Below are 23,113 nucleotides of genomic sequence, written 5' to 3'. Positions count from 1 at the left end.
AATGATGTCATCTCGTTTGATTATTGCGCTGATTATCATGCTCTTAGCCCCGGGTGTGCAGGCACACAATTTCGTCACTGGCAAAACGGTTACCCCTGTTTATATTCAGGAAGGCGGCGAGCTGCTTCTGAATAGCGACGACGAAATTCACTACCAAAAGTGGAACAGCACACAATTGGCGGGAAAAGTCCGAATTATCCAGTATATCGCCGGGCGTAAGTCGGCGAAGAAAAAGAACTCACTGTTAATTAAAGCGGTTGAAGCGGCAAACTTTCCGCAGGATCGTTTTCAGCCCACCACCATTGTGAACACTGATGATGCCATCTTTGGTACTGGCTATTTTGTCGTTGGCAAAATCGAAAAAAATAAACGGCGCTATCCGTGGGCGCAATTCGTTATTGACGGCAATGGACAGGGACGCGTTGCCTGGCGCTTGCCGGAGCAGAGTTCAACCATTCTGGTGCTGAATAAAGCTGGGCAAATTCAGTGGGCAAAGGACGGCAGCCTGACGCCGGAAGAGGTAGATCAGGTCATTGCGCTGGCGCAGAAACTGATCAATGAATAAAAAACTCAAAGGATTGAGGGCGTTAGTGAGATGAAGCTGGTTGAACACTACATCATGCGTGGTACGCGCCGTCTGGTGCTGATTATCGTCGGTTTTCTGATCTTTATTTTCGCCAGCTACTCCGCACAGCGTTATCTGACCGAAGCGGCAAATGGGACATTAGCACTTGATGTTGTGCTGGATATCGTTTTCTACAAAGTGCTGATTGCACTGGAGATGTTGTTACCTGTTGGACTGTATGTGTCAGTTGGCGTGACGCTAGGGCAGATGTATACCGACTCGGAAATTACCGCTATCTCTGCGGCGGGGGGCAGTCCGGGACGCTTGTACAAAGCCGTTCTTTATCTGGCGATACCGCTAAGTATTTTTGTCACCCTTCTGTCGATGTATGGTCGTCCGTGGGCTTATGCGCAGATTTATCAACTGGAGCAGCAGTCGCAGTCGGAGCTGGATGTTCGCCAGTTGCGGGCAAAGAAATTTAACACTAACGATAACGGACGAATGATCCTTTCGCAGACGGTTGATCAGGATAATAATCGCCTGACTGACGCGCTGATTTATACTTCTACTGCCAATCGAACCCGCATTTTCCGCGCCCGTTCGGTTGATGTGGTTGACCCATCACCCGAGAAACCGACCGTTATGTTGCACAACGGCACTGCCTATCTTCTCGATCATCAGGGTCGTGACGACAACGAACAGATCTACCGTAATCTGCAATTACATCTGAATCCGCTGGATCAAAGCCCTAACGTCAAACGCAAAGCAAAATCGGTCACGGAGCTGGCGCGCTCCGCCTTTCCTGCCGATCATGCCGAACTGCAATGGCGACAAAGCCGTGGCCTGACCGCATTGTTGATGGCGCTGCTGGCCATTTCATTAAGTCGGGTAAAACCGCGGCAGGGGCGATTTTCAACGTTATTGCCACTGACGTTGCTGTTTATTGCCATTTTTTATGGCGGCGACGTCTGCCGTACGCTGGTGGCTAACGGCGCGATTCCTCTCATTCCTGGTTTGTGGTTAGTGCCCGGACTCATGCTAATGGGCCTGCTGATGCTGGTTGCACGCGACTTCACTTTGCTGCAGAAATTTTCCCGATGAATGTTTTCAGTCGCTATTTAATCCGTCATCTCTTTCTCGGTTTTGCCGCCGCCGCAGGGTTATTGCTGCCGCTTTTTACTACCTTCAACCTGATTAACGAACTGGATGATGTCAGCCCGGGCGGTTATCGCTGGACTCAGGCGGTGCTGGTGGTGCTGATGACCTTACCGCGTACACTGGTCGAACTTTCGCCGTTTATCGCCTTATTGGGAGGGATTGTTGGCCTGGGGCAGTTATCGAAAAACAGTGAGCTTACCGCCATTCGCAGCACGGGGTTTTCTATCTTCCGTATTGCACTGGTGGCGCTGGTTGCCGGGATATTGTGGACTGTTTCGTTAGGCGCGATAGATGAGTGGGTGGCGTCGCCATTGCAGCAACAGGCGCTGCAAATCAAATCGACCGCCACCGCGTTAGGGGAGGACGATGACATTACCGGCAATATGCTGTGGGCCAGGCGCGGCAATGAATTTGTGACGGTGAAATCGCTGAATGAACAGGGCCAGCCGGTGGGCGTGGAGATTTTTCATTATCGTGACGATCTCTCGCTCGAATCCTACATTTATGCACGCAGTGCCACCATTGAAGACGACAAAACGTGGATCCTGCATGGTGTGAATCATAAAAAATGGCTGAATGGCAAAGAAACGCTGGAAACATTAGATAATCTTGCCTGGCAATCGGCCTTCACCAGTATGGATCTTGAAGAGTTATCAATGCCGGGCAATACTTTTTCTGTCCGTCAGCTTAATCATTACATCCATTATTTGCAGGAAACCGGGCAACCCAGCAGCGAATACCGCCTTGCACTGTGGGAAAAACTGGGGCAACCCATCCTGACCCTGGCGATGATTTTGCTGGCTGTGCCGTTTACCTTTAGCGCCCCGCGCTCGCCAGGGATGGGTAGCCGTCTCGCTGTAGGCGTCATCGTTGGCTTACTCACCTGGATCAGCTATCAAATCATGGTCAATCTGGGTTTGCTATTTGCGTTGAGCGCACCTGTTTTCGCGCTCGGTTTACCGGTAGCGTTTGTGTTGATGGCGTTGAGCCTGGTGTATTGGTATGACAGACAATATTAAACCCGCCGTGGCGCAACACCACAGCGGGCTCACATTACTGCTTCAGAGTAGCAAATGCTTGAATGATGGCATCGATTTGCTCACGACTGTGGGCAGCGTTTACGCTACAGCGCAGCAGCGTGATGCCTGCAGGCGCGGCAGGTGGCAGGATAAGATTCACATAAACGCCCAGCGAAATAAGCTCGCGCCAGATGCGTAAACCGTCCTCTTTCGAACCGATTATTACCGGCACTACCGGGCTAATATGTGAACTTAACTCATAACCCAGTTTTTGCAGACCGTCATACAGATGGTTGGCATTATCCATCAGCTTTTGCCGCAGCTCTGGTTGTGTGGCAATAGTTCTTAACGACGAGCGCACGGTCGCAATGCAGGACGGAGAAGGAGAGGCGGTAAAAATATACGGGCGGCTGCCGTAGCGCAGCACTTCCATCGCTTCCGAACCGACAGCAAAACCGCCAATCGAGGCCAGACTTTTACTGAAGGTGCCAACGATAATATCCACATCATCTTCAACGCCAACGGCTTCAGCCAGTCCGCGCCCCGTTGCGCCTAACACGCCAAACGAATGCGCTTCATCGACAATCAAATAACCACCGAGACGACGTTTGATATCAACAATTTCCGCCAGCGGCGCAACGTCACCGAGCATGCTGTAGATACCCTCAACGATGATAATCGCCTCTTTCGCCCGTTCACCGAGGCGAACCATGCGCCGTTCCAGATCTTTAGCATCGTTATGGCGGAAACGAATAATTTCCGCGCCACCGAGAGAACAGGCGTCATAAATACTGGCGTGGCTGTCGGCATCCAGTAACACCACGGCGTTATGGTCGGCAAGTGCGCTGATGACGCCTAAATTAGCGGTATAACCGGTTGAAAAAACGATAGCGGTAGGGCGATTGAAAAACTCGGCAATCTCTTTCTCTAACGCCAGGTGCGGCGCATAACTGCCGTTTGCCATACGAGAACCGGTGGTGCCGGTGCCTTGGGCCGCTAACGCTGCCTGACCTTCGGCGATGGCATCATGATTAAAGGTTAAACCGAGGTAATTATTGGTCCCGGCCAGAATCACTTTTTTATTGCCGATCCGGCCTTCGGTGGCGGAATACACTTCATCAATACAGGTGCCAAACGGTGTTAACCCGTTGTCACTAAATTGCAGTCGCTCGCCAGCAAGGCGCGCATATTTATCGTATAGCCCCATTATTTATTCTCCAGCCATGGAAGTAGAGTTTCCATTAATTGCGCAGGGGTTTTGACATCCAGCAGAATATTAATAGGAATGGAAATATCGAATCTGTCTTCCAGCATCATTAAGAGATCCATCACTTTGATCGACTCCAGGCCAAGATCGTTGACGAGATCGCTGTCGGGCTTAATTTCCACACCGTTTTCGACCAAATCCTGTAAACAGGAAAGGATGTAATCCATTACTATTTCACGATTTACCATAGAAACGTTAACACACCTTTAAACAAGACAATCAAAATAGCCCGTTGCGTAATGCGTGTTCCAGGCTAATCCCGGGAAACCAATTAATATCTTCAGAAATACGGTTATTACTTGCCGACCAGTCAACATGGGTTAATTCACCCAATTTCGAGCGGGTCAGCATGGGTTCTTTACCTGCCAGGCGACTCAATGCGGTACTGATATCCGCAAGGCAGGTGAGTACCGGCAGAGGAATACCAACCATTCGCACGGAACCACAACGGGCGTCGGCGGCAAGCTGTCGTACGCGCTGCCAGTCATAGCCGCCGGGGACGCCATCGCATAATTCATAGGTTTGCGTCTGTACAGTTTCGGCGCTTAACCACTGACCCACTGCTTGCGCAAAATCGGTGACGTGCAGGAAAGAGAGTTGTGTATCTGGCGCACCAAGTCGTGGCAGCAGGCCGCGCAGCATCCAGTCAAACAGCGGTTTTAACTCTTTATCGCCGGGACCATACACGGCTGTCGGGCGAAAAACGCCCAGCGTAATTTTGTCAGCCATTGCAGTCAGCCGTTGTTCGGCGACGTATTTGGAATTTGCGTACCAGGAGAGTTCGGGATGGCGCGCCGCCAGCGAAGAGATAAACAGAAAACGTTGGCAAAAGCCGCTCTCTTTTGCTGCTTGCATCAGGCGCAGGCTGCCGTCAACGTTACAGTGGGTAAAAATCTCTTCTTTGTGTCCGCGCACTTGCCCGGCGCAATGGACCACCGCGCTGGCTCCGGCAACCAGTTCGCTAAGCGAATGTGTATCTTCCAGCGAACCGCGCACCCAAGTAAGATTATCATTGACGTGAGCGCGGGCAGTACGCGTCAATGCGCGAACGTGAAAGCCGCGGGCGAGCAGGTTATCGATAATATATTTACCGATAAACCCGGTAGCGCCCGTCACCGCGACAGTTTGATTCATGCCAGGGATTCCTGCACATGAAGACTGGCAGCATAAGCCTTCTGATAACGTTTTTTCGCTTCCGCACGGGCAGGCTTGCCGGAGGACGTTCGGGGAATACTGTGGGGCGGCAACAGATCGATAGCCGCGGTCACGCCAAATTCGCTTTGGATCCGTGCCGCCAGCGCGTGGATAAGCTGCCCGCGACGTTCTTCATCGCTGATCCGACACTGGATCTGCAAAATGATTTTTTCCTGGGCGGTAACAAAAGCAATCGCATCGCCAGAATGAATTTCCGGTTCCTGTTCCGCAATATATTCAATATCCTGCGGCCAGATATTACGGCCACGAATAATAATCAGATCTTTAATGCGTCCGGTGACATACAGATAACCGTCCAGCAGATAACCGAGGTCGCCAGTGTCTAACCAGCCCGTCGCGGCAATCTCGTCTTGCGAAGCCTGGTCGCCAAAGTAACCGCTCATCAGACTGGGACCGGAGATGCAAATATGGCCTACCACACGTTCCGCGACCGGCATACCTGCTTCATTGCGGATTTCAATACCATGTTCCGGCAACGCTTTGCCGCAGTTGACGAAAGTCGATACGGCGCGTGTCTCTGCACCCGGCGCGACGGCTTTACCCTGATATTCGAGGATGTCGCGATCCACTTCGTTAACCACAACCCCGGAGGCTTCATCAGAGAAGCTGACAGCCAGCGCATTTTCTGCCAGTCCGTAGCACGGCATGAAAGTTTTATTGTCAAAGTTAACCTGACGGAAACATTCAGCGAATTGATGGAGTTGTTCTGCGGAGATGGGTTCTGCACCAATACCAGCGACGCGCCAGCAGGAAAGATCCAGTTCAGCGAGATCTTTTTCATTCACGCGGCGCTGGCACAATTCATAGCCAAACGGCGGCGCAACGGAAACGGTGCCGCGATTTTTACTGATCAATTTAAGCCATTGCAGAGGACGCATGGCAAAATCCTGAGTGCGCAAATAATCTACTGAAAGCTGCGTGGCGACCGGGGTCAGGAGAAAGCCGACCAGTCCCATATCATGGTAGAAAGGCAGCCAGGAGACGCAGCGGTCGCCAGGGCGTAATTTAATGCCGTCGTGGCTTATAGCACGTAGATTAGCCATCACTTCGCGATGGGTGATAATGACGCCACGGGGAAAACGGGTGCTGCCGGAGGTGTACTGGAGGTAGGCGATATCGTTCGGAACTGGACGCTGGAGCGCAACATCGGCTTCCGGTAATGCCTTATACCAGGCGTGGCTTAATACATGCAATTCGGGGTTGTTATGCGTGGCGGCATTGACCAGCGGCAACCACTCATCACCAGTGATAATGGCAGCGGGCTGGCAACTTGCCAGTAAACCCTGCAGTTTGGCGCTCCAGGAATCCCGCTGACCGACGCCCATTGGAATCGCCAACGGGACGGCGACTAAGCCGGCATACTGGCAGGAAAAAAAAGCCTCTACGAACCCGCTACTGGTTTCGGCAATCAGTGCCACGCGATCGCCTTTTTTCAGGTTCAGCGATAACAACCGCTTCGCACCAGCTTCGGCACGCGCTTTTAACGTCTGATATTCCAGTTGATCTTCAAGTTGGCAACGTCTGTCATAAAAATTCATTCCAGCGCTACTCAGAGCGGCGTAGTCCAAAGCATCAACCAGCGTTGGAAAATCGGCATAGCGCATAGGTAGGGAATGCGTAAAGATTTTATTAGACATATACACCACGAAAAAATTGGATATCAAAAATAAAATGACAATAATGCGGTGGATTATATAGGTATAAAAGATAAATGAGATAGTATTTTCATTGGTGTGATATTGAACATTGATTAAAATAATGCTTTAAATCTTAACTCTGTTTATTGTGAATAATATTTAATTTATGAATATATTAAGATAATGCCCTGGTGGGTCGCATTAAATCCACAATAGTCATGTTGATCGGCTAACGGTGGCGCTGGTGTATCGTAATTATTCATAAATATTATTTTATTTTTCCTTATATTCATTGCGTGGATAGTTAAGGTACCGTCCGTTGCTGTTTATTTTCAGCATTAATTATTTGTTATCCACTAAGCTATGGAACGCGATCTGCTGATGATTAAAATTGAAAAAGTAATAAATAAAAACGACTTAAAGGCATTTATCGCTTTTCCGTCATTACTTTATCCCGACGATCCAAACTGGATACCCCCTTTATTCATTGAACGCAACGAGCATTTGTCTGCGAAAAATCCGGGGACGGACCATATCATCTGGCAGGCGTGGGTGGCAAAAAAAGCGGGGCAGATAGTTGGGCGTATTACCGCGCAAATAGATACCTTGCACCGCGAGCGTTACGGCAAAGATACCGGTCATTTCGGCATGATTGACGCCATTGATGATCCGCAGGTTTTTGCCGCGTTGTTTGGCGCAGCGGAAGCGTGGTTGAAGTCACAAGGTGCAAGTAAGATCAGCGGTCCTTTCAGCCTGAATATCAATCAGGAAAGCGGATTACTGATTGAAGGTTTCGATACACCACCCTGTGCGATGATGCCGCACGGTAAACCGTGGTATGCCGCGCATATTGAACAATTGGGTTATCACAAAGGCATTGATTTACTGGCGTGGTGGATGCAGCGAACCGATCTCACTTTCTCTCCGGCGCTAAAAAAACTGATGGATCAGGTGCGCAAAAAGGTGACCATTCGCTGCATCAATCGCCAGCGGTTTGCCGAAGAGATGCAGATCCTGCGTGAGATTTTCAACTCTGGCTGGCAGCACAACTGGGGATTTGTGCCGTTTACCGAACATGAATTCGCGACCATGGGCGACCAACTTAAATATCTGGTGCCGGACGATATGATCTACATCGCTGAGATTGATTCTGCACCCTGCGCGTTTATTGTCGGCTTGCCGAACATCAACGAGGCGATTGCCGATCTGAACGGATCGCTCTTTCCCTTCGGCTGGGCAAAATTGCTGTGGCGTTTGAAAGTCAGCGGTGTGCGAACTGCGCGAGTACCGCTGATGGGCGTGCGCGACGAGTATCAGTTCAGCCGCATCGGCCCGGTGATTGCGCTGTTATTGATTGAAGCCTTACGCGATCCGTTTGCCCGCCGGAAGATCGATGCGCTGGAGATGTCATGGATCCTCGAAACCAATACAGGCATGAATAACATGCTGGAACGCATTGGGGCGGAGCCGTACAAGCGTTACCGATTGTATGAAAAGCAGATTTAATACCAGCTAACTCAGGTTCATCTCCAGCGGCACCGCCGAGCGAATCAAATGGTGGCCTTCCAGCTCGATATCGTGGAGATTCTTTTTCACGGTCCGCACATGATCGCGTGCTGCGCGCTGGGCGACGTGCGGCAGCCGCTGCAACACCGCGTTGTAGATCCGCGCATGCTGGCGATCGATCTGCTTTTTTTGCTGTGGTCGATGGTAGAGATTATTTACGCTGGCAAACACTGAATTAAACATCAGGTCGGTCAATGATTGCAGCGTAAACACCAGCACCTGATTGTGAGAAGCCTGACAAATGGCGAGATGGAAAGCGTGATCCAACTGCGCATGTTCGATCAGCGAAATCTCTTTGTTGTTCTCACTGGCGGCGAGCATTTTTTCATAACAGCGGGTTATCACAACAAAATCAGCCTGCGTTCCCAGCGTTGCCGCAAGCCTTGCCGATTCGCCCTCCAGTAATGCGCGAACGTCGAGCAGATCGTACAGCGTTCGCGGCTGCGTACTGAACAGATGGATCAGCGGGCTGGTGTCCTGCACCCGATTAAGCCGTGCGACACGAGAATCGCGACCCTGCGCCGTTTCAATAATCCCGCGCCCGCGCAGCACGGTCAGCCCTTCACGCAGTGCGGAGCGTGAGAAGCCGAGCTTTTCACACAGTCGACGTTCCGAGGGAAGCGGCTGACCGACCTTCAGTACGCCGTCGATAATTAACCGTTCGATACTCTCTGCAACCACTTCGCAAATAGGGCGACGTTCATCTTTCATTCCCGGACCTCGTGCACAGGTAGGACCAATTTTTCTGTACTTAACTCGCAAAACACGCACATCACGTAAGTGATTATGTTACATCAATTTAACATTGAGTTAACCAAGACAAGGTCACAGAGCTGGAAAAAAAATGGTCTGACCGGTAGCTAAAGAGATAGACGAAAACGAAAAGCCCGCTTAATAACTGTTCACAGAAGCAGCGCGCAAAAATCAGCTGCCACACAACACAACAAAGCGAAGCCTACTCATGAGCATCTTGTACGAAGAGCGTCTTGATGGCGCTTTACCCGATGTCGACCGCACATCGGTACTGATGGCACTGCGTGAGCATGTCCCTGGACTTGAGATCCTGCATACCGATGAGGAGATCATTCCTTACGAGTGTGACGGGTTGAGCGCGTATCGCACGCGTCCATTACTGGTTGTTCTGCCTAAGCAGATGGAACAGGTGACATCGATTCTGGCTGTCTGCCACCGCCTGCGTGTACCGGTGGTGACCCGTGGTGCAGGCACCGGGCTTTCTGGTGGCGCGCTGCCGCTGGAAAAAGGTGTGTTGTTGGTGATGGCGCGCTTTAAAGAGATCCTCGACATTAACCCCGTTGGTCGCCGCGCGCGCGTGCAGCCAGGCGTGCGTAACCTGGCGATCTCCCAGGCCGTTGCACCGCATAATCTCTACTACGCACCGGACCCTTCCTCACAAATCGCCTGTTCCATTGGCGGCAACGTGGCAGAAAATGCCGGCGGCGTCCACTGCCTGAAATATGGTCTGACCGTACATAACCTGCTGAAAATTGAAGTGCAAACGCTGGATGGCGAGGCACTGACGCTGGGATCGGATGCGCTGGATTCGCCTGGTTTTGACCTGCTGGCGCTGTTCACCGGATCGGAAGGTATGCTCGGCGTGACCACCGAAGTAACGGTGAAGCTGTTGCCGAAGCCGCCCGTGGCGCGGGTTCTGTTAGCCAGCTTTGACTCGGTAGAAAAAGCCGGACTTGCAGTTGGTGACATCATCGCCAATGGCATTATCCCCGGCGGGCTGGAGATGATGGATAACCTGTCGATCCGCGCGGCGGAAGATTTTATTCATGCCGGTTATCCCGTCGACGCCGAAGCGATTTTGTTATGCGAGCTGGACGGCGTGGAGTCTGACGTACAGGAAGACTGCGAGCGGGTCAACGACATCTTGTTGAAAGCGGGCGCGACTGACGTCCGTCTGGCACAGGACGAAGCAGAGCGCGTACGTTTCTGGGCCGGTCGCAAAAATGCGTTCCCGGCGGTAGGACGTATCTCCCCGGATTACTACTGCATGGATGGCACCATCCCGCGTCGCGCCCTGCCTGGCGTACTGGAAGGCATTGCCCGTTTATCGCAGCAATATGATTTACGTGTTGCCAACGTCTTTCATGCCGGAGATGGCAACATGCACCCGTTAATCCTTTTCGATGCCAACGAACCCGGTGAATTTGCCCGCGCGGAAGAGCTGGGCGGGAAGATCCTCGAACTCTGCGTTGAAGTTGGCGGCAGCATCAGTGGGGAACATGGCATCGGGCGAGAAAAAATCAATCAAATGTGCGCCCAGTTCAACAGCGATGAAATCACGACCTTCCATGCGGTCAAGGCGGCGTTTGACCCCGATGGTTTGCTGAACCCTGGGAAAAACATTCCCACGCTACACCGCTGTGCTGAATTTGGTGCCATGCATGTGCATCACGGTCATTTACCTTTCCCTGAACTGGAGCGTTTCTGATGCTACGCGAGTGTGATTACAGCCAGGCGCTGCTGGAGCAGGTGAATCAGGCAATTAGCGATAAAACGCCGCTGGTGATTCAGGGCAGCAATAGCAAAGCCTTTTTAGGTCGCCCTGTCACCGGGCAAACGCTGGATGTGCGTTGTCATCGCGGCATTGTTAATTACGACCCGACCGAGCTGGTGATAACCGCTCGTGCCGGAACGCCGCTGGTGGCGATTGAAGCGGCGCTGGAGAGCGCCGGGCAAATGCTTCCCTGCGAGCCGCCGCATTATGGTGAAGAAGCCACCTGGGGCGGGATGGTCGCCTGCGGGCTGGCGGGGCCGCGTCGCCCGTGGAGCGGTTCGGTCCGCGATTTTGTCCTCGGCACGCGCATCATTACCGGCGCTGGAAAACATCTGCGTTTTGGTGGCGAAGTGATGAAAAACGTTGCCGGATACGATCTCTCACGGTTAATGGCCGGAAGCTACGGTTGTCTTGGCGTGCTCACTGAAATCTCAATGAAAGTGTTACCGCGACCGCGCGCCTCCCTGAGCCTGCGTCGGGAAATCAACCTGCAAGAAGCCATGAGTGAAATCGCCGAGTGGCAACTCCAGCCATTACCCATTAGTGGCTTATGTTACTTCGACAATGCGTTGTGGATCCGCCTTGAGGGCGGCGAAGGATCGGTAAAAGCAGCGCGTGAACTGCTGGGTGGCGAAGAGGTTGCGGGTCAGTTCTGGCAGCAATTGCGTGAACAACAACTGCCGTTCTTCTCGTTACCAGGTACCTTATGGCGCATTTCATTACCCAGCGATGCGCCGATGATGGATTTACCCGGCGAGCAACTGATCGACTGGGGCGGGGCGTTACGCTGGCTGAAATCGACAGCCGAGGACAATCAAATCCATCGCATCGCCCGCAACGCTGGCGGTCATGCGACCCGCTTTAGTGCCGGAGATGGTGGCTTTGCCCCGCTATCGGCTCCTTTATTCCGCTATCACCAGCAGCTTAAACAGCAGCTCGACCCTTGCGGCGTGTTTAACCCCGGTCGCATGTACGCGGAACTTTGAGGAGCAGGCTATGCAAACCCAATTAACTGAAGAGATGCGGCAGAACGCGCGCGCGCTGGAAGCCGACAGCATCCTGCGCGCCTGTGTTCACTGCGGATTTTGTACCGCAACCTGCCCAACCTATCAGCTTCTGGGCGATGAACTGGACGGGCCGCGCGGGCGCATCTATCTGATTAAACAGGTGCTGGAAGGCAACGAAGTCACGCTTAAAACACAGGAGCATCTCGATCGCTGCCTCACTTGCCGCAATTGTGAAACCACCTGTCCTTCTGGTGTGCGCTATCACAATTTGCTGGATATCGGGCGTGATATTGTCGAGCAGAAAGTGAAACGCCCACTGCCGGAGCGAATACTGCGCGAAGGATTGCGCCAGGTAGTGCCGCGTCCGGCGGTCTTCCGTGCGCTGACGCAGGTAGGGCTGGTGCTGCGACCGTTTTTACCGGAACAGGTCAGAGCAAAACTGCCTGCTGAAACGGTGAAAGCTAAACCGCGTCCGCCGCTGCGCCATAAGCGTCGGGTTTTAATGCTGGAAGGCTGCGCCCAGCCTACGCTTTCGCCCAACACCAACGCGGCAACTGCGCGAGTGCTGGATCGTCTGGGGATCAGCGTCATGCCAGCTAACGAAGCAGGCTGTTGTGGCGCGGTGGACTATCATCTTAATGCGCAGGAGAAAGGGCTGGCGCGGGCGCGCAATAATATTGATGCCTGGTGGCCCGCGATTGAAGCAGGTGCCGAGGCAATTTTGCAAACCGCCAGCGGCTGCGGTGCGTTTGTCAAAGAGTACGGGCAGATGCTGAAAAGCGATGCGTTATATGCCGATAAAGCGCGTCAGGTCAGTGAACTGGCGGTCGATTTAGTCGAGCTTCTGCGCGAGGAACCGCTGGAAAAACTGGCAATTCGCGGCGATAAAAAACTGGCCTTCCACTGCCCGTGTACCCTACAACATGCGCAAAAGCTGAACGGCGAAGTGGAAAAAGTGTTGCTTCGTCTTGGATTTACCTTAACGGACGTTCCCGACAGCCATCTGTGCTGCGGTTCAGCGGGAACATATGCGTTAACGCATCCCGATCTGGCACGCCAGCTGCGGGATAACAAAATGAATGCGCTGGAAAGCGGCAAACCGGAAATGATCGTCACCGCCAACATTGGTTGCCAGACGCATCTGGCGAGCGCCGGTCGTACCTCTGTGCGTCACTGGATTGAAATTGTAGAACAAGCCCTTGAAAAGGAATAAAAAAATGAAAACTAAAGTCATTCTTAGCCAGCAAATGGCGAGTGCAATTATTGCCGCAGGTCAGGAAGAGGCGCAGAAAAATAACTGGTCTGTTTCCATTGCTGTTGCCGATGACGGCGGTCATCTGCTGGCGTTAAGTCGCATGGACGATTGCGCGCCGATTGCGGCTTACATCTCTCAGGAGAAAGCGCGTACCGCCGCGCTGGGGCGTCGTGAAACTAAGGGCTATGAAGAGATGGTGAACAACGGACGTACCGCGTTCGTGACTGCGCCGTTATTAACGTCGCTGGAAGGCGGCGTACCGGTTGTTGTTGATGGGCAAATTATTGGTGCCGTGGGCGTTTCTGGTTTAACCGGAGTACAGGATGCGCAGGTCGCGAAAGCGGCAGCAGCGGTGTTGGCGAAATAAGCGAAAACGAGGAGAGAAACAATGAGTCAAACCATAACCCAGGGCCGTTTACGCATTGACGCCAATTTTAAACGTTTTGTGGATGAAGAAGTTTTACCGGGAACAGGGCTGGACGCTGCGGCGTTCTGGCGCAATTTTGATGAGATCGTTCACGATCTGGCACCAGAAAATCGTCAGTTGCTGGCAGAACGCGATCGCATTCAGGCGGCGCTTGATGAGTGGCATCGCAGCAATCCGGGGCCGGTAAAAGATAAAGCGGCCTATAAATCTTTCCTGCGTGAACTGGGCTACCTGGTGCCGCAACCGGAGCGCGTGACGGTGGAAACCACGGGCATTGACAGCGAAATCACCAGTCAGGCGGGGCCACAGCTGGTGGTTCCGGCAATGAACGCCCGCTACGCGCTGAACGCGGCGAACGCTCGCTGGGGCTCACTGTACGATGCGTTATACGGCAGCGACATCATCCCGCAGGAAGGGGCGATGGTCAGCGGCTACGATCCGCAACGCGGTGAGCAAGTTATCGCCTGGGTTCGGCGTTTCCTCGATGAATCTCTACCGCTGGAAAACGGCAGCTATCAGGATGTGGTGGCGTTTAAGGTGGTCGATAAACAATTACGCATCCAGTTGAAAAATGGTAAAGAAACCACGTTACGTACCCTGGCGCAGTTTGTCGGTTACCGTGGCAATGCCGATGCGCCGACCTGCATTTTGCTGAAAAATAACGGCCTGCATATTGAGCTACAAATCGATGCCAACGGGCGTATTGGCAAAGACGATCCGGCGCACATCAACGATGTTATCGTCGAAGCGGCCATCAGTACCATTCTCGACTGCGAAGATTCGGTCGCGGCGGTTGATGCGGAAGATAAAATCCTGCTGTACCGCAATCTGCTGGGCCTGATGCAGGGGACTCTGCAAGAGAAAATGGAGAAAAACGGTCGGCAAATCGTGCGTAAATTGAATGACGATCGTCAGTACACCGCCGCCGATGGCTCTGAAATTTCTCTGCACGGACGCTCGTTGCTGTTTATCCGCAACGTGGGTCATTTGATGACCATTCCTGTGATTTGGGACAGCGAAGGTAATGAAATACCGGAAGGCATTCTTGATGGCGTCATGACTGGCGCGATTGCCCTCTATGATTTAAAAGTGCAGAAAAACTCGCGCACTGGCAGCGTCTATATTGTGAAACCGAAAATGCACGGTCCGCAGGAAGTGGCGTTCGCCAACAAACTGTTTACCCGCATTGAGACAATGCTCGGTATGGCACCGAATACCCTGAAAATGGGCATTATGGATGAAGAACGTCGGACCTCGCTGAACTTGCGTAGCTGTATCGCTCAGGCGCGCAACCGCGTGGCGTTCATCAATACCGGTTTCCTCGACCGTACCGGCGATGAAATGCATTCGGTGATGGAAGCTGGCCCGATGCTGCGTAAAAACCAGATGAAATCGACGCCGTGGATCAAAGCCTACGAACGTAATAACGTGCTTTCCGGTCTGTTCTGTGGGCTGCGCGGTAAAGCGCAAATTGGTAAAGGCATGTGGGCAATGCCGGACCTGATGGCAGACATGTACAGCCAGAAGGGCGACCAACTGCGTGCCGGGGCAAACACAGCCTGGGTTCCGTCACCAACCGCTGCTACGCTCCATGCGCTGCACTACCACCAAACCAACGTACAGAGCGTGCAAGCCAACATTGCCCAGAGCGAGTTCAATGCTGAATTTGAACCGCTGCTGGACGATCTGCTGACTATTCCGGTTGCTGAAAACGCTAACTGGTCGGCGCAAGAGATCCAACAAGAGCTGGATAACAACGTGCAGGGGATTCTGGGGTACGTGGTGCGCTGGGTGGAGCAGGGGATTGGTTGTTCAAAAGTGCCGGATATTCACAATGTGGCGCTGATGGAAGACCGCGCAACGCTGCGTATCTCCAGCCAGCATATCGCCAACTGGTTACGTCACGGTATTCTGACCAAAGAACAGGTGCAGGCGTCGCTGGAGAATATGGCGAAAGTGGTTGATCAGCAAAACGCTGGCGATCCGGCTTATCGTCCGATGGCGGGGAATTTCGCTAACTCGTGTGCTTTTAAAGCTGCCAGCGATTTGATCTTCCTCGGCGTGAAACAGCCAAACGGTTATACCGAACCGTTATTACACGCCTGGCGTTTACGCGAAAAAGAAAGTCATTAATAGCGTCAAAAAAGCCCCGGCAAGTTTTATTGTCGGGGCTATGATAGTAACTGCGGTAGTACATTTATCCCGGAAATAACCGGAGCGATTATCAGGGTTTAACAATATTAAATACCCGTAGCGCATTACTAGCGGGCCTAAAACAACAATATGGACATCTTAACGATACTCTGCGCCTGCGTGTGCGGAACAGAAACCCTTACCCGATATACTTGTTATGCCAGAGGTAGCAATTGCGTTAGCGGCGTACTGTTGCTGTAAAGTATAACGCCTATATTTTACAGTTCAGTCCTCTTTTGCTTATTACAACCTTAAGTATATCAAGCATATAAAGATAATAAGAGACTGAACAATATGGTTACCTGGACCCAAATGTATATGCCGATGGGAGGACTGGGGCTATCCGCTCTGGTCGCCCTGATCCCGATAATATTCTTCTTCGTTGCACTCGCGGTATTACGTCTGAAAGGACATGTTGCCGGAGCAATAACCCTTATATTATCTATCCTGATTGCGATATTCGCCTTTAAAATGCCGATTGATATGGCATTTGCTGCTGCGGGCTATGGCTTTATTTATGGATTATGGCCAATAGCGTGGATTATTGTCGCGGCGGTGTTCCTGTATAAATTAACCGTTGCCAGCGGGCAGTTCGATATTATCCGCAGCTCGGTTATCTCCATCACCGACGATCAGCGTTTGCAGGTGTTACTGATTGGTTTCTCCTTTGGTGCGTTGCTGGAAGGAGCGGCTGGCTTTGGTGCGCCGGTGGCGATTACCGGTGCGCTGCTGGTGGGCCTGGGCTTCAAACCGTTATACGCGGCGGGGCTGTGTCTGATTGCCAATACTGCGCCAGTGGCGTTTGGTGCGTTGGGCGTGCCGATTCTGGTCGCCGGTCAGGTAACGGGAATCGATCCGTTCCACATTGGCGCAATGGCGGGACGTCAGTTACCGTTCCTGTCGGTTCTTGTGCCGTTCTGGCTGGTAGCAATGATGGACGGCTGGAAAGGGGTGAAAGAGACGTGGCCAGCGGCGCTGGTTGCAGGGGGAAGCTTCGCTGTCACTCAGTTCTTTACCTCTAACTATATTGGTCCGGAACTGCCGGATATTACTTCGGCGCTGGTGAGTATCGTCTCACTCGCTTTATTCCTTAAAGTCTGGCGGCCGAAAAATACCGAAACGGCAATCAGCATGGGACAATCCGCAGGTGCGATGGTGGTAAATAAGCCATCTTCTGGCGGTCCCGTGCCTTCAGAATATAGTCTGGGGCAAATCATTCGAGCGTGGTCACCGTTTTTAATCTTAACGGTGCTGGTCACCATCTGGACCATGAAGCCGTTTAAAGCGTTATTTGCTCCGGGCGGCGCGTTTTATTCACTGGTGATTAATTTCCAGATCCCTCATTTGCATCAACAAGTGTTGAAAGCGGCACCCATTGTCGCCCAACCAACGCCAATGGATGCGGTGTTTAAATTCGACCCCCTCTCGGCTGGCGGCACCGCTATTTTTATTGCGGCGATTATCTCTATCTTCATCCTCGGTGTGGGGATCAAGAAAGGTATTGGCGTCTTTGCCGAAACGCTAATTAGCTTGAAGTGGCCGATACTGTCGATTGGCATGGTGCTGGCGTTCGCCTTCGTCACCAACTATTCTGGCATGTCCACCACGCTGGCGCTGGTACTGGCAGGTACAGGCGTGATGTTCCCGTTCTTCTCACCGTTCCTCGGCTGGCTGGGCGTATTCCTTACCGGCTCGGACACCTCCTCTAACGCCCTGTTTGGTTCACTGCAATCGACCACGGCGCAGCAAATCAACGTCTCTGACACTCTGCTGGTGGCAGCAAATACCAGCGGCGGCGTAACTGGCAAGATGATCTCCCCGCAATCTATCGCCGTGGCCTGCGCCGCGACGGGCATGGTGGGCCGAGAATCTGAACTGTTCCGCTACACCGTGAAGCACAGTCTGATTTTTGCCAGCGTTATCGGCATTATCACGCTGTTGCAGGCGTATGTGTTTACCGGGATGTTAGTCTCGTAAATCAATAAAGCCGGATGATCGTTAATATCATCCGGCTTCATTTACATTATTCTGTCTTATTAATTGAAAATTATTTATCGCTTTATTATCCATGCAGCAATAATGTTTTGCGTTCAGATAACCTGCTAAATAATTAAGAGCGTGAGAACATCTATTTTTTTATCACGCAAAACAAGTCTGTATTAATTATGTTCGCTTGATGAGCAAACACCGTTCTATCTGTTGCTTTTGCAATCTTAATCGTTAAAACTACCAACGAATTTATATAGTTACGTTGTGAAGAATTGTTAATTTTTTGTTTATTGAAATTTCGTGAAAATAACCAGCCAGACATCGAATAGGGGTTATTCTTATAAATCTCACCTGTTTTTCTATCAATGATGTCGTTTTCTTAAGAATGGAGGAAGTTATTAGAGAAGATAAAGCATAAAACTATTTCTCCCAGTTACGAATTTTTTAACATTGTTTTGTCACTTGCGTTATTAATGAATAAGAAATTTAAATATAAGAAATCGCTTTTAGCGGCTATTTTGAGCGCAACCCTGTTAGCCGGTTGTGATGGCGGTGGTTCCGGATCTTCCTCCGATACGCCGCCTGTAGATTCTGGAACAGGGTCTTTGCCGGAAGTGAAACCTGATCCAACACCAAACCCGGAGCCGACGCCTGAGCCAACGCCGGACCCAGAACCTACGCCGGAACCGACACCTGATCCTGAGCCAACACCAGAACCGGAGCCAGAACCTGTTCCTACGAAAACGGGTTATCTGACCCTGGGCGGAAGCCTGCGGGTAACTGGTGATATCACCTGTAATGATGAATCCAGCGATGGCTTTACCTTTAAACCTGGCGAGGACGTTACTTGCGTGGCGGGTAACACGACAATTGCCACCTTCAACACTCAGTCAGAAGCTGCGCGTAGCCTGCGTGCGGTTGAAAAAGTGTCGTTTAGTCTTGAGGACGCGCAAGAACTGGCGGCTTCCGACAATAAGAAAAGCAATGCGGTTTCGCTGGTAACGTCCAGTAACAGCTGTCCGGCGGATACAGAACAGGTTTGCCTGAAGTTCTCCTCGGTGATAGAGAGTAAACGTTTCGACTCGCTGTATAAGCAAATCGATCTGGCACCGGAAGAGTTCAAAAAGCTGGTCAATGAAGAGGTGGAAAACAATGCTGCGACCGATAAAGCGCCATCCACTCATACTTCACCGGTCGTGCCCGTCACCACGCCGGGAACAAAACCGGATCTGAACGCTTCCTTCGTGTCGGCTAACGCGGAACAGTTTTATCAGTATCAACCCTCGGAAATCATTCTCTCAGAAGGTCGCCTGGTCGATAGCCAGGGATATGGTGTTGCTGGCGTCAACTACTACACCAATTCAGGCCGTGGCGTGACAGGGGAAAATGGTGAATTTTCCTTTAGCTGGGGCGAAACCATCTCCTTTGGTATCGATACCTTTGAACTGGGTTCAGTGCGCGGCAATAAGTCGACCATTGCGCTGACTGAACTGGGTGATGAAGTTCGCGGGGCGAATATTGATCAGCTTATTCATCGCTATTCGACGACCGGGCAAAATAATACCCGTGTTGTTCCGGACGATGTACGCAAGGTCTTTGCCGAATATCCCAACGTGATCAACGAGATTATCAATCTCTCGTTATCCAACGGTGCGACGCTGGGGGAAGGTGAGCAAGTTGTTAATCTGCCAAACGAATTTATTGAGCAGTTTAATACGGGTCAGGCCAAAGAGATCGATACCGCGATTTGTGCGAAAACCGATGGTTGTAACGAGGCTCGCTGGTTCTCGCTGACGACGCGCAATGTTAATGACGGCCAGATTCAGGGCGTTATTAACAAGCTGTGGGGTGTGGATGAAGATTACAAATCGGTGACGAAATTCCACGTCTTTCATGACTCTACCAACTTCTATGGCAGCACTGGTAATGCGCGCGGTCAGGCGGTGGTGAATATCTCCAACGCGGCCTTCCCAATTCTGATGGCGCGTAATGATAAAAACTACTGGCTGGCGTTTGGCGAAAAACGCGCCTGGGATAAAAACGAGCTGGCGTACATTACGGAAGCGCCTTCTCTTGTTGAGCCGGAAAACGTTACGCGCGATACCGCCACCTTTAACCTGCCGTTTATTTCGCTGGGGCAAGTCGGTGAGGGCAAACTGATGGTTATCGGTAACCCGCACTACAACAGCATTTTGCGTTGCCCGAACGGTTACAGCTGGAACGGGGGCGTTAATAAAGACGGGCAGTGTACGCTCAGCGGTGATTCAGATGACATGAAGCACTTCATGCAGAACGTACTGCGCTATCTGTCCGACGATAAATGGACGCCGGACGCGAAAGCCAGCATGACCGTAGGCACCAACCTGGATACTGTCTATTTCAAACGTCATGGTCAGGTTACAGGAAACAGCGCTGAGTTCGGCTTTCATCCGGATTTTGCGGGTATCTCTGTTGAGCATTTAAGTAGCTATGGCGATCTCGACCCGCAGGAAATGCCGCTGCTGATCCTCAACGGCTTTGAGTATGTGACTCAGGTTGGTAATGATCCTTATGCAATCCCGCTGCGTGCAGATACCAGCAAACCGAAGCTGACTCAGCAGGATGTGACCGATTTGATCGCCTATATGAACAAAGGTGGATCGGTGCTGATCATGGAAAACGTGATGAGCAATCTTAAGGAAGAGAGCGCATCTGGCTTTGTACGTCTGCTTGATGCCGCAGGTTTGTCGATGGCGCTTAACAAGTCGGTAGTAAATAACGATCCGCAAGGCTACCCGGACCGCGTTCGTCAACGACGTTCAACGCCAATTTGGGTCTATGAGCGTTATCCGGCTGTCGATGGTAAACCACCGTATACCATTGATGACACCACGAAAGAAGTTATCTGGAAATATCAGCAAGAAAACAAACCTGATGACAAACCGAAGCTGGAAGTTGCCAGCTGGCAGGAAGAAGTTGAGGGTAAACAGGTAACTCAATTCGCCTTTATCGATGAAGCCGACCACAAAACGCCTGAGTCACTGGCTGCGGCGAAGAAGAGAATTCTGGACGCGTTCCCAGGGCTGGAAGAGTGTAAGGATTCTGACTACCACTACGAGGTCAACTGCCTGGAATATCGTCCTGGCACGGGAGTTCCGGTTACTGGTGGCATGTATGTTCCACAGTATACGCAACTAAGCCTTAACGCCGACACTGCAAAAGCGATGGTGCAGGCTGCAGATTTAGGCACCAACATTCAGCGTCTGTATCAGCATGAGCTCTACTTCCGGACCAATGGTCGCAAAGGTGAGCGTCTGAGCAGCGTCGATCTGGAACGTCTGTACCAAAACATGTCGGTCTGGCTGTGGAACGATACGAGCTATCGTTATGAAGAAGGCAAAAATGACGAGCTGGGCTTTAAAACGTTCACCGAGTTCCTGAACTGCTATACCAATGATGCCTATACCGATGGCACACAGTGCTCCGCAGATCTGAAAAAATCGCTGGTCGATAACAACATGATCTACGGTGAAAGTAGCGGTAAAGCGGGCATGATGAACCCAAGCTATCCACTCAACTATATGGAAAAACCGCTGACGCGCCTGATGCTGGGCCGTTCCTGGTGGGATCTGAACATTAAGGTTGATGTGGAGAAGTATCCGGGAGCAGTATCGGAAGAGGGACAGAACGTTACTGAAACCATCAGCCTGTACTCGAATCCGACCAAATGGTTTGCGGGTAACATGCAATCAACCGGCCTGTGGGCACCGGCTCAGAAAGAGGTCACCATTAAGTCCAATGCGAACGTTCCTGTGACCGTCACCGTGGCGCTGGCTGACGACCTGACCGGACGTGAGAAGCATGAAGTTGCGCTGAACCGTCCGCCAAGAGTGACTAAAACGTACTCTCTGGACGCTAGCGGTACGGTGAAGTTCAAGGTGCCTTACGGTGGCCTGATTTATATCAAGAGCGACAGTAAAGAGGAGCAATCAGCTGAATTCACCTTTACCGGTGTAGTAAAAGCGCCGTTCTATAAAGATGGCGCATGGAAAAACGCTCCGAACTCCCCTGCGCCGCTGGGCGAGCTGGAATCAGACGCGTTCGTCTACACCACGCCGAAGAAGAACCTTGAGGCCAGCAATTACAAGGGCGGTCTGAAACAATTCGCTGAGGAACTGGATACCTTTGCCAGCTCGATGAATGACTTCTATGGCCGTGATGGCGAAAACGGTAAGCACCGGATGTTTACCTATAAAGCATTGACGGGACATAAACATCGTTTCGCTAACGATGTGCAGATCTCCATCGGTGATGCGCACTCTGGTTACCCGGTGATGAACAGCAGCTTCTCGCCGAACAGCACCACGCTGCCGACGACGCCGCTGAACGACTGGCTGATCTGGCATGAAGTCGGTCATAACGCCGCAGAAACGCCGTTGACTGTACCGGGTGCTACTGAAGTTGCGAACAACGTGCTGGCGCTGTACATGCAGGATCGTTATCTCGGCAAGATGAACCGTGTCGCTGACGATATTACCGTTGCGCCGGAATATCTGGAGGAGAGCAACGGTCAGGCATGGGCGCGTGGCGGTGCGGGTGATCGTCTGCTGATGTACGCGCAGCTGAAGGAGTGGGCTGAGAAGAACTTTGATATCAAGAAATGGTATCCAGAAGGTGAATTGCCTAAGTTCTACAGCGAGCGTGAAGGGATGAAAGGCTGGAACCTGTTCCAGTTGATGCACCGTAAAGCACGCGGCGATGATGTTGGCAAAACCAAGTTTGGCGAAAGAAATTACTGTGCTGAATCCAACGGTAACGCTGCGGACACGCTGATGCTGTGTGCATCCTGGGTCGCTCAGACGGACCTTTCCGCATTCTTTAAGAAATGGAATCCGGGCGCGAATGCTTACCAGTTGCCGGGAGCGACAGAGATGAGCTTCGAGGGCGGTGTGAGCCAGTCGGCTTACAACACGCTGGCGGCGCTTGGTCTGCCGAAACCGCAGCAAGGGCCGGAAACCATTAATCAGGTTACCGAGCATAAGATGTCAGCCGAGTAAGCCTGTATGCCGGATAAGGCGCTCGCGCCGCATCCGGCATGAAATAAGGCGCACCGGGTCAACACATATGCCCGATGCGCAAGCTTATCGGGCCTACAGAGAGGGAAAGCTGCGTTTATTTGCGTTGGCAGACACCTGTAGGCCGGATAAGGCGCTCGCGCCGCATCCGGCATGAAATAAGGCGCACCGGGTCAACACATATGCCCGATGCGCAAGCTTATCGGGCCTACAGAGAGGGAAAGCTGCGTTTAT

General features: G+C 51.9%; 16 protein-coding genes. 11 read left to right on the top strand and 5 right to left on the bottom strand.

The window, feature by feature from the left end:
- Positions 1 to 4 precede the first annotated feature (4 nt).
- From ACJHW7_RS12745 to lptG, 3 genes are read left to right on the top strand one after another with little or no spacing between them, the layout of a single operon-like run.
- A complete protein-coding gene (locus ACJHW7_RS12745; protein WP_001625975.1) occupies positions 5 to 565 on the top strand; it encodes a YtfJ family protein in 561 nt (186 codons plus the stop codon).
- A gap of 30 nt (positions 566 to 595) precedes the next feature.
- Complete coding sequence (gene lptF / locus ACJHW7_RS12740) at positions 596 to 1,666, top strand: LPS export ABC transporter permease LptF (RefSeq protein WP_001613832.1); 1,071 nt, start codon at positions 596 to 598, stop codon at positions 1,664 to 1,666.
- Positions 1,663 to 2,742 (top strand): LPS export ABC transporter permease LptG, encoded by a 1,080-nt coding sequence (lptG, locus tag ACJHW7_RS12735; protein WP_021557211.1) that lies wholly within the window; start codon positions 1,663 to 1,665, stop codon positions 2,740 to 2,742. Before lptF ends, lptG begins: the two co-directional genes overlap by 4 nt.
- Before the next feature lie 34 nt (positions 2,743 to 2,776).
- Here the strand turns inward: lptG and spt are convergent, their stop codons facing one another.
- The 4 genes from spt to ACJHW7_RS12715 are packed head-to-tail and all read right to left on the bottom strand — an operon-like array spanning position 2,777 to position 6,828.
- Complete coding sequence (spt, locus tag ACJHW7_RS12730; RefSeq protein WP_000524940.1) at positions 2,777 to 3,949, bottom strand: serine palmitoyltransferase; 1,173 nt, start codon at positions 3,947 to 3,949, stop codon at positions 2,777 to 2,779.
- Entirely contained in the window at positions 3,949 to 4,197 is a 249-nt protein-coding gene (locus ACJHW7_RS12725) for an acyl carrier protein (protein ID WP_000248097.1), read from the bottom strand. Before ACJHW7_RS12725 ends, spt begins: the two co-directional genes overlap by 1 nt.
- Before the next feature lie 31 nt (positions 4,198 to 4,228).
- Positions 4,229 to 5,143 (bottom strand): NAD-dependent epimerase/dehydratase family protein, encoded by a 915-nt coding sequence (locus tag ACJHW7_RS12720; protein ID WP_021557210.1) that lies wholly within the window; start codon positions 5,141 to 5,143, stop codon positions 4,229 to 4,231.
- Positions 5,140 to 6,828 (bottom strand): fatty acyl-AMP ligase, encoded by a 1,689-nt coding sequence (locus ACJHW7_RS12715; protein ID WP_024227188.1) that lies wholly within the window; start codon positions 6,826 to 6,828, stop codon positions 5,140 to 5,142. Before ACJHW7_RS12715 ends, ACJHW7_RS12720 begins: the two co-directional genes overlap by 4 nt.
- A gap of 396 nt (positions 6,829 to 7,224) precedes the next feature.
- Here ACJHW7_RS12715 and yghO point away from each other — a divergent pair, with 396 nt between their 5' ends.
- Positions 7,225 to 8,367 carry a protein YghO gene (yghO, locus tag ACJHW7_RS12710; protein WP_021557208.1) on the top strand — a complete coding sequence of 381 codons (1,143 nt, stop codon included), beginning with the start codon at positions 7,225 to 7,227 and terminating at the stop codon, positions 8,365 to 8,367.
- Between the two features lie 6 nt (positions 8,368 to 8,373).
- Here yghO and glcC read toward each other — a convergent pair whose 3' ends face one another.
- A complete protein-coding gene (gene glcC, locus ACJHW7_RS12705; RefSeq protein ID WP_001297764.1) occupies positions 8,374 to 9,138 on the bottom strand; it encodes a transcriptional regulator GlcC in 765 nt (254 codons plus the stop codon).
- A 250-nt stretch (positions 9,139 to 9,388) separates the two neighbouring features.
- On the opposite strand from glcC, the gene glcD reads away from it, so the two are divergent.
- The 7 genes from glcD to sslE all read left to right on the top strand — a co-directional run bounded on the left by glcD (position 9,389) and on the right by sslE (position 22,861).
- Entirely contained in the window at positions 9,389 to 10,888 is a 1,500-nt protein-coding gene (glcD, locus tag ACJHW7_RS12700) for a glycolate oxidase subunit GlcD (protein ID WP_021557207.1), read from the top strand.
- Positions 10,888 to 11,940 carry a glycolate oxidase subunit GlcE gene (glcE, locus tag ACJHW7_RS12695; protein WP_021557206.1) on the top strand — a complete coding sequence of 351 codons (1,053 nt, stop codon included), beginning with the start codon at positions 10,888 to 10,890 and terminating at the stop codon, positions 11,938 to 11,940. Before glcD ends, glcE begins: the two co-directional genes overlap by 1 nt.
- Before the next feature lie 10 nt (positions 11,941 to 11,950).
- Positions 11,951 to 13,174: a glycolate oxidase subunit GlcF gene (gene glcF / locus ACJHW7_RS12690; RefSeq protein ID WP_001625966.1), complete on the top strand. Its 1,224-nt coding sequence runs from the start codon at positions 11,951 to 11,953 to the stop codon at positions 13,172 to 13,174.
- Positions 13,175 to 13,178: 4 nt separating this feature from the next.
- Positions 13,179 to 13,583 carry a GlcG family protein gene (locus tag ACJHW7_RS12685; RefSeq protein ID WP_021557205.1) on the top strand — a complete coding sequence of 135 codons (405 nt, stop codon included), beginning with the start codon at positions 13,179 to 13,181 and terminating at the stop codon, positions 13,581 to 13,583.
- Positions 13,584 to 13,604: 21 nt separating this feature from the next.
- Complete coding sequence (glcB, locus tag ACJHW7_RS12680; RefSeq protein WP_021557204.1) at positions 13,605 to 15,776, top strand: malate synthase G; 2,172 nt, start codon at positions 13,605 to 13,607, stop codon at positions 15,774 to 15,776.
- Between the two features lie 354 nt (positions 15,777 to 16,130).
- Complete coding sequence (gene glcA / locus ACJHW7_RS12675; RefSeq protein WP_000259302.1) at positions 16,131 to 17,813, top strand: glycolate permease GlcA; 1,683 nt, start codon at positions 16,131 to 16,133, stop codon at positions 17,811 to 17,813.
- A gap of 485 nt (positions 17,814 to 18,298) precedes the next feature.
- Positions 18,299 to 22,861: a lipoprotein metalloprotease SslE gene (gene sslE, locus ACJHW7_RS12670; RefSeq protein WP_021557203.1), complete on the top strand. Its 4,563-nt coding sequence runs from the start codon at positions 18,299 to 18,301 to the stop codon at positions 22,859 to 22,861.
- Positions 22,862 to 23,113: the final 252 nt, after the last annotated feature.

Source organism: Escherichia sp. WS1152 (assembly GCF_046487665.1).
Classification (GTDB): Bacteria; Pseudomonadota; Gammaproteobacteria; order Enterobacterales; family Enterobacteriaceae; genus Escherichia; species Escherichia coli.
The sequence above is the reverse complement of the archived record's forward strand: the minus strand, read 5'-3'. Positions and strand labels throughout refer to the sequence as shown.

What these genes read in the sequence shown, in the direction of transcription:
- ACJHW7_RS12745 (WP_001625975.1), top strand. Translation starts at nt 5, where the DNA reads ATGTCATCTCGTTTGATTATTGCGCTGATTATCATGCTCTTAGCCCCG.
- lptF (WP_001613832.1), top strand. Translation starts at nt 596, where the DNA reads ATGAAGCTGGTTGAACACTACATCATGCGTGGTACGCGCCGTCTGGTG.
- lptG (WP_021557211.1), top strand. Translation starts at nt 1,663, where the DNA reads ATGAATGTTTTCAGTCGCTATTTAATCCGTCATCTCTTTCTCGGTTTT.
- spt (WP_000524940.1), bottom strand. Translation starts at nt 3,949, where the DNA reads ATGGGGCTATACGATAAATATGCGCGCCTTGCTGGCGAGCGACTGCAA.
- ACJHW7_RS12725 (WP_000248097.1), bottom strand. Translation starts at nt 4,197, where the DNA reads ATGGTAAATCGTGAAATAGTAATGGATTACATCCTTTCCTGTTTACAG.
- ACJHW7_RS12720 (WP_021557210.1), bottom strand. Translation starts at nt 5,143, where the DNA reads ATGAATCAAACTGTCGCGGTGACGGGCGCTACCGGGTTTATCGGTAAA.
- ACJHW7_RS12715 (WP_024227188.1), bottom strand. Translation starts at nt 6,828, where the DNA reads ATGCGCTATGCCGATTTTCCAACGCTGGTTGATGCTTTGGACTACGCC.
- yghO (WP_021557208.1), top strand. Translation starts at nt 7,225, where the DNA reads ATGGAACGCGATCTGCTGATGATTAAAATTGAAAAAGTAATAAATAAA.
- glcC (WP_001297764.1), bottom strand. Translation starts at nt 9,138, where the DNA reads ATGAAAGATGAACGTCGCCCTATTTGCGAAGTGGTTGCAGAGAGTATC.
- glcD (WP_021557207.1), top strand. Translation starts at nt 9,389, where the DNA reads ATGAGCATCTTGTACGAAGAGCGTCTTGATGGCGCTTTACCCGATGTC.
- glcE (WP_021557206.1), top strand. Translation starts at nt 10,888, where the DNA reads ATGCTACGCGAGTGTGATTACAGCCAGGCGCTGCTGGAGCAGGTGAAT.
- glcF (WP_001625966.1), top strand. Translation starts at nt 11,951, where the DNA reads ATGCAAACCCAATTAACTGAAGAGATGCGGCAGAACGCGCGCGCGCTG.
- ACJHW7_RS12685 (WP_021557205.1), top strand. Translation starts at nt 13,179, where the DNA reads ATGAAAACTAAAGTCATTCTTAGCCAGCAAATGGCGAGTGCAATTATT.
- glcB (WP_021557204.1), top strand. Translation starts at nt 13,605, where the DNA reads ATGAGTCAAACCATAACCCAGGGCCGTTTACGCATTGACGCCAATTTT.
- glcA (WP_000259302.1), top strand. Translation starts at nt 16,131, where the DNA reads ATGGTTACCTGGACCCAAATGTATATGCCGATGGGAGGACTGGGGCTA.
- sslE (WP_021557203.1), top strand. Translation starts at nt 18,299, where the DNA reads ATGAATAAGAAATTTAAATATAAGAAATCGCTTTTAGCGGCTATTTTG.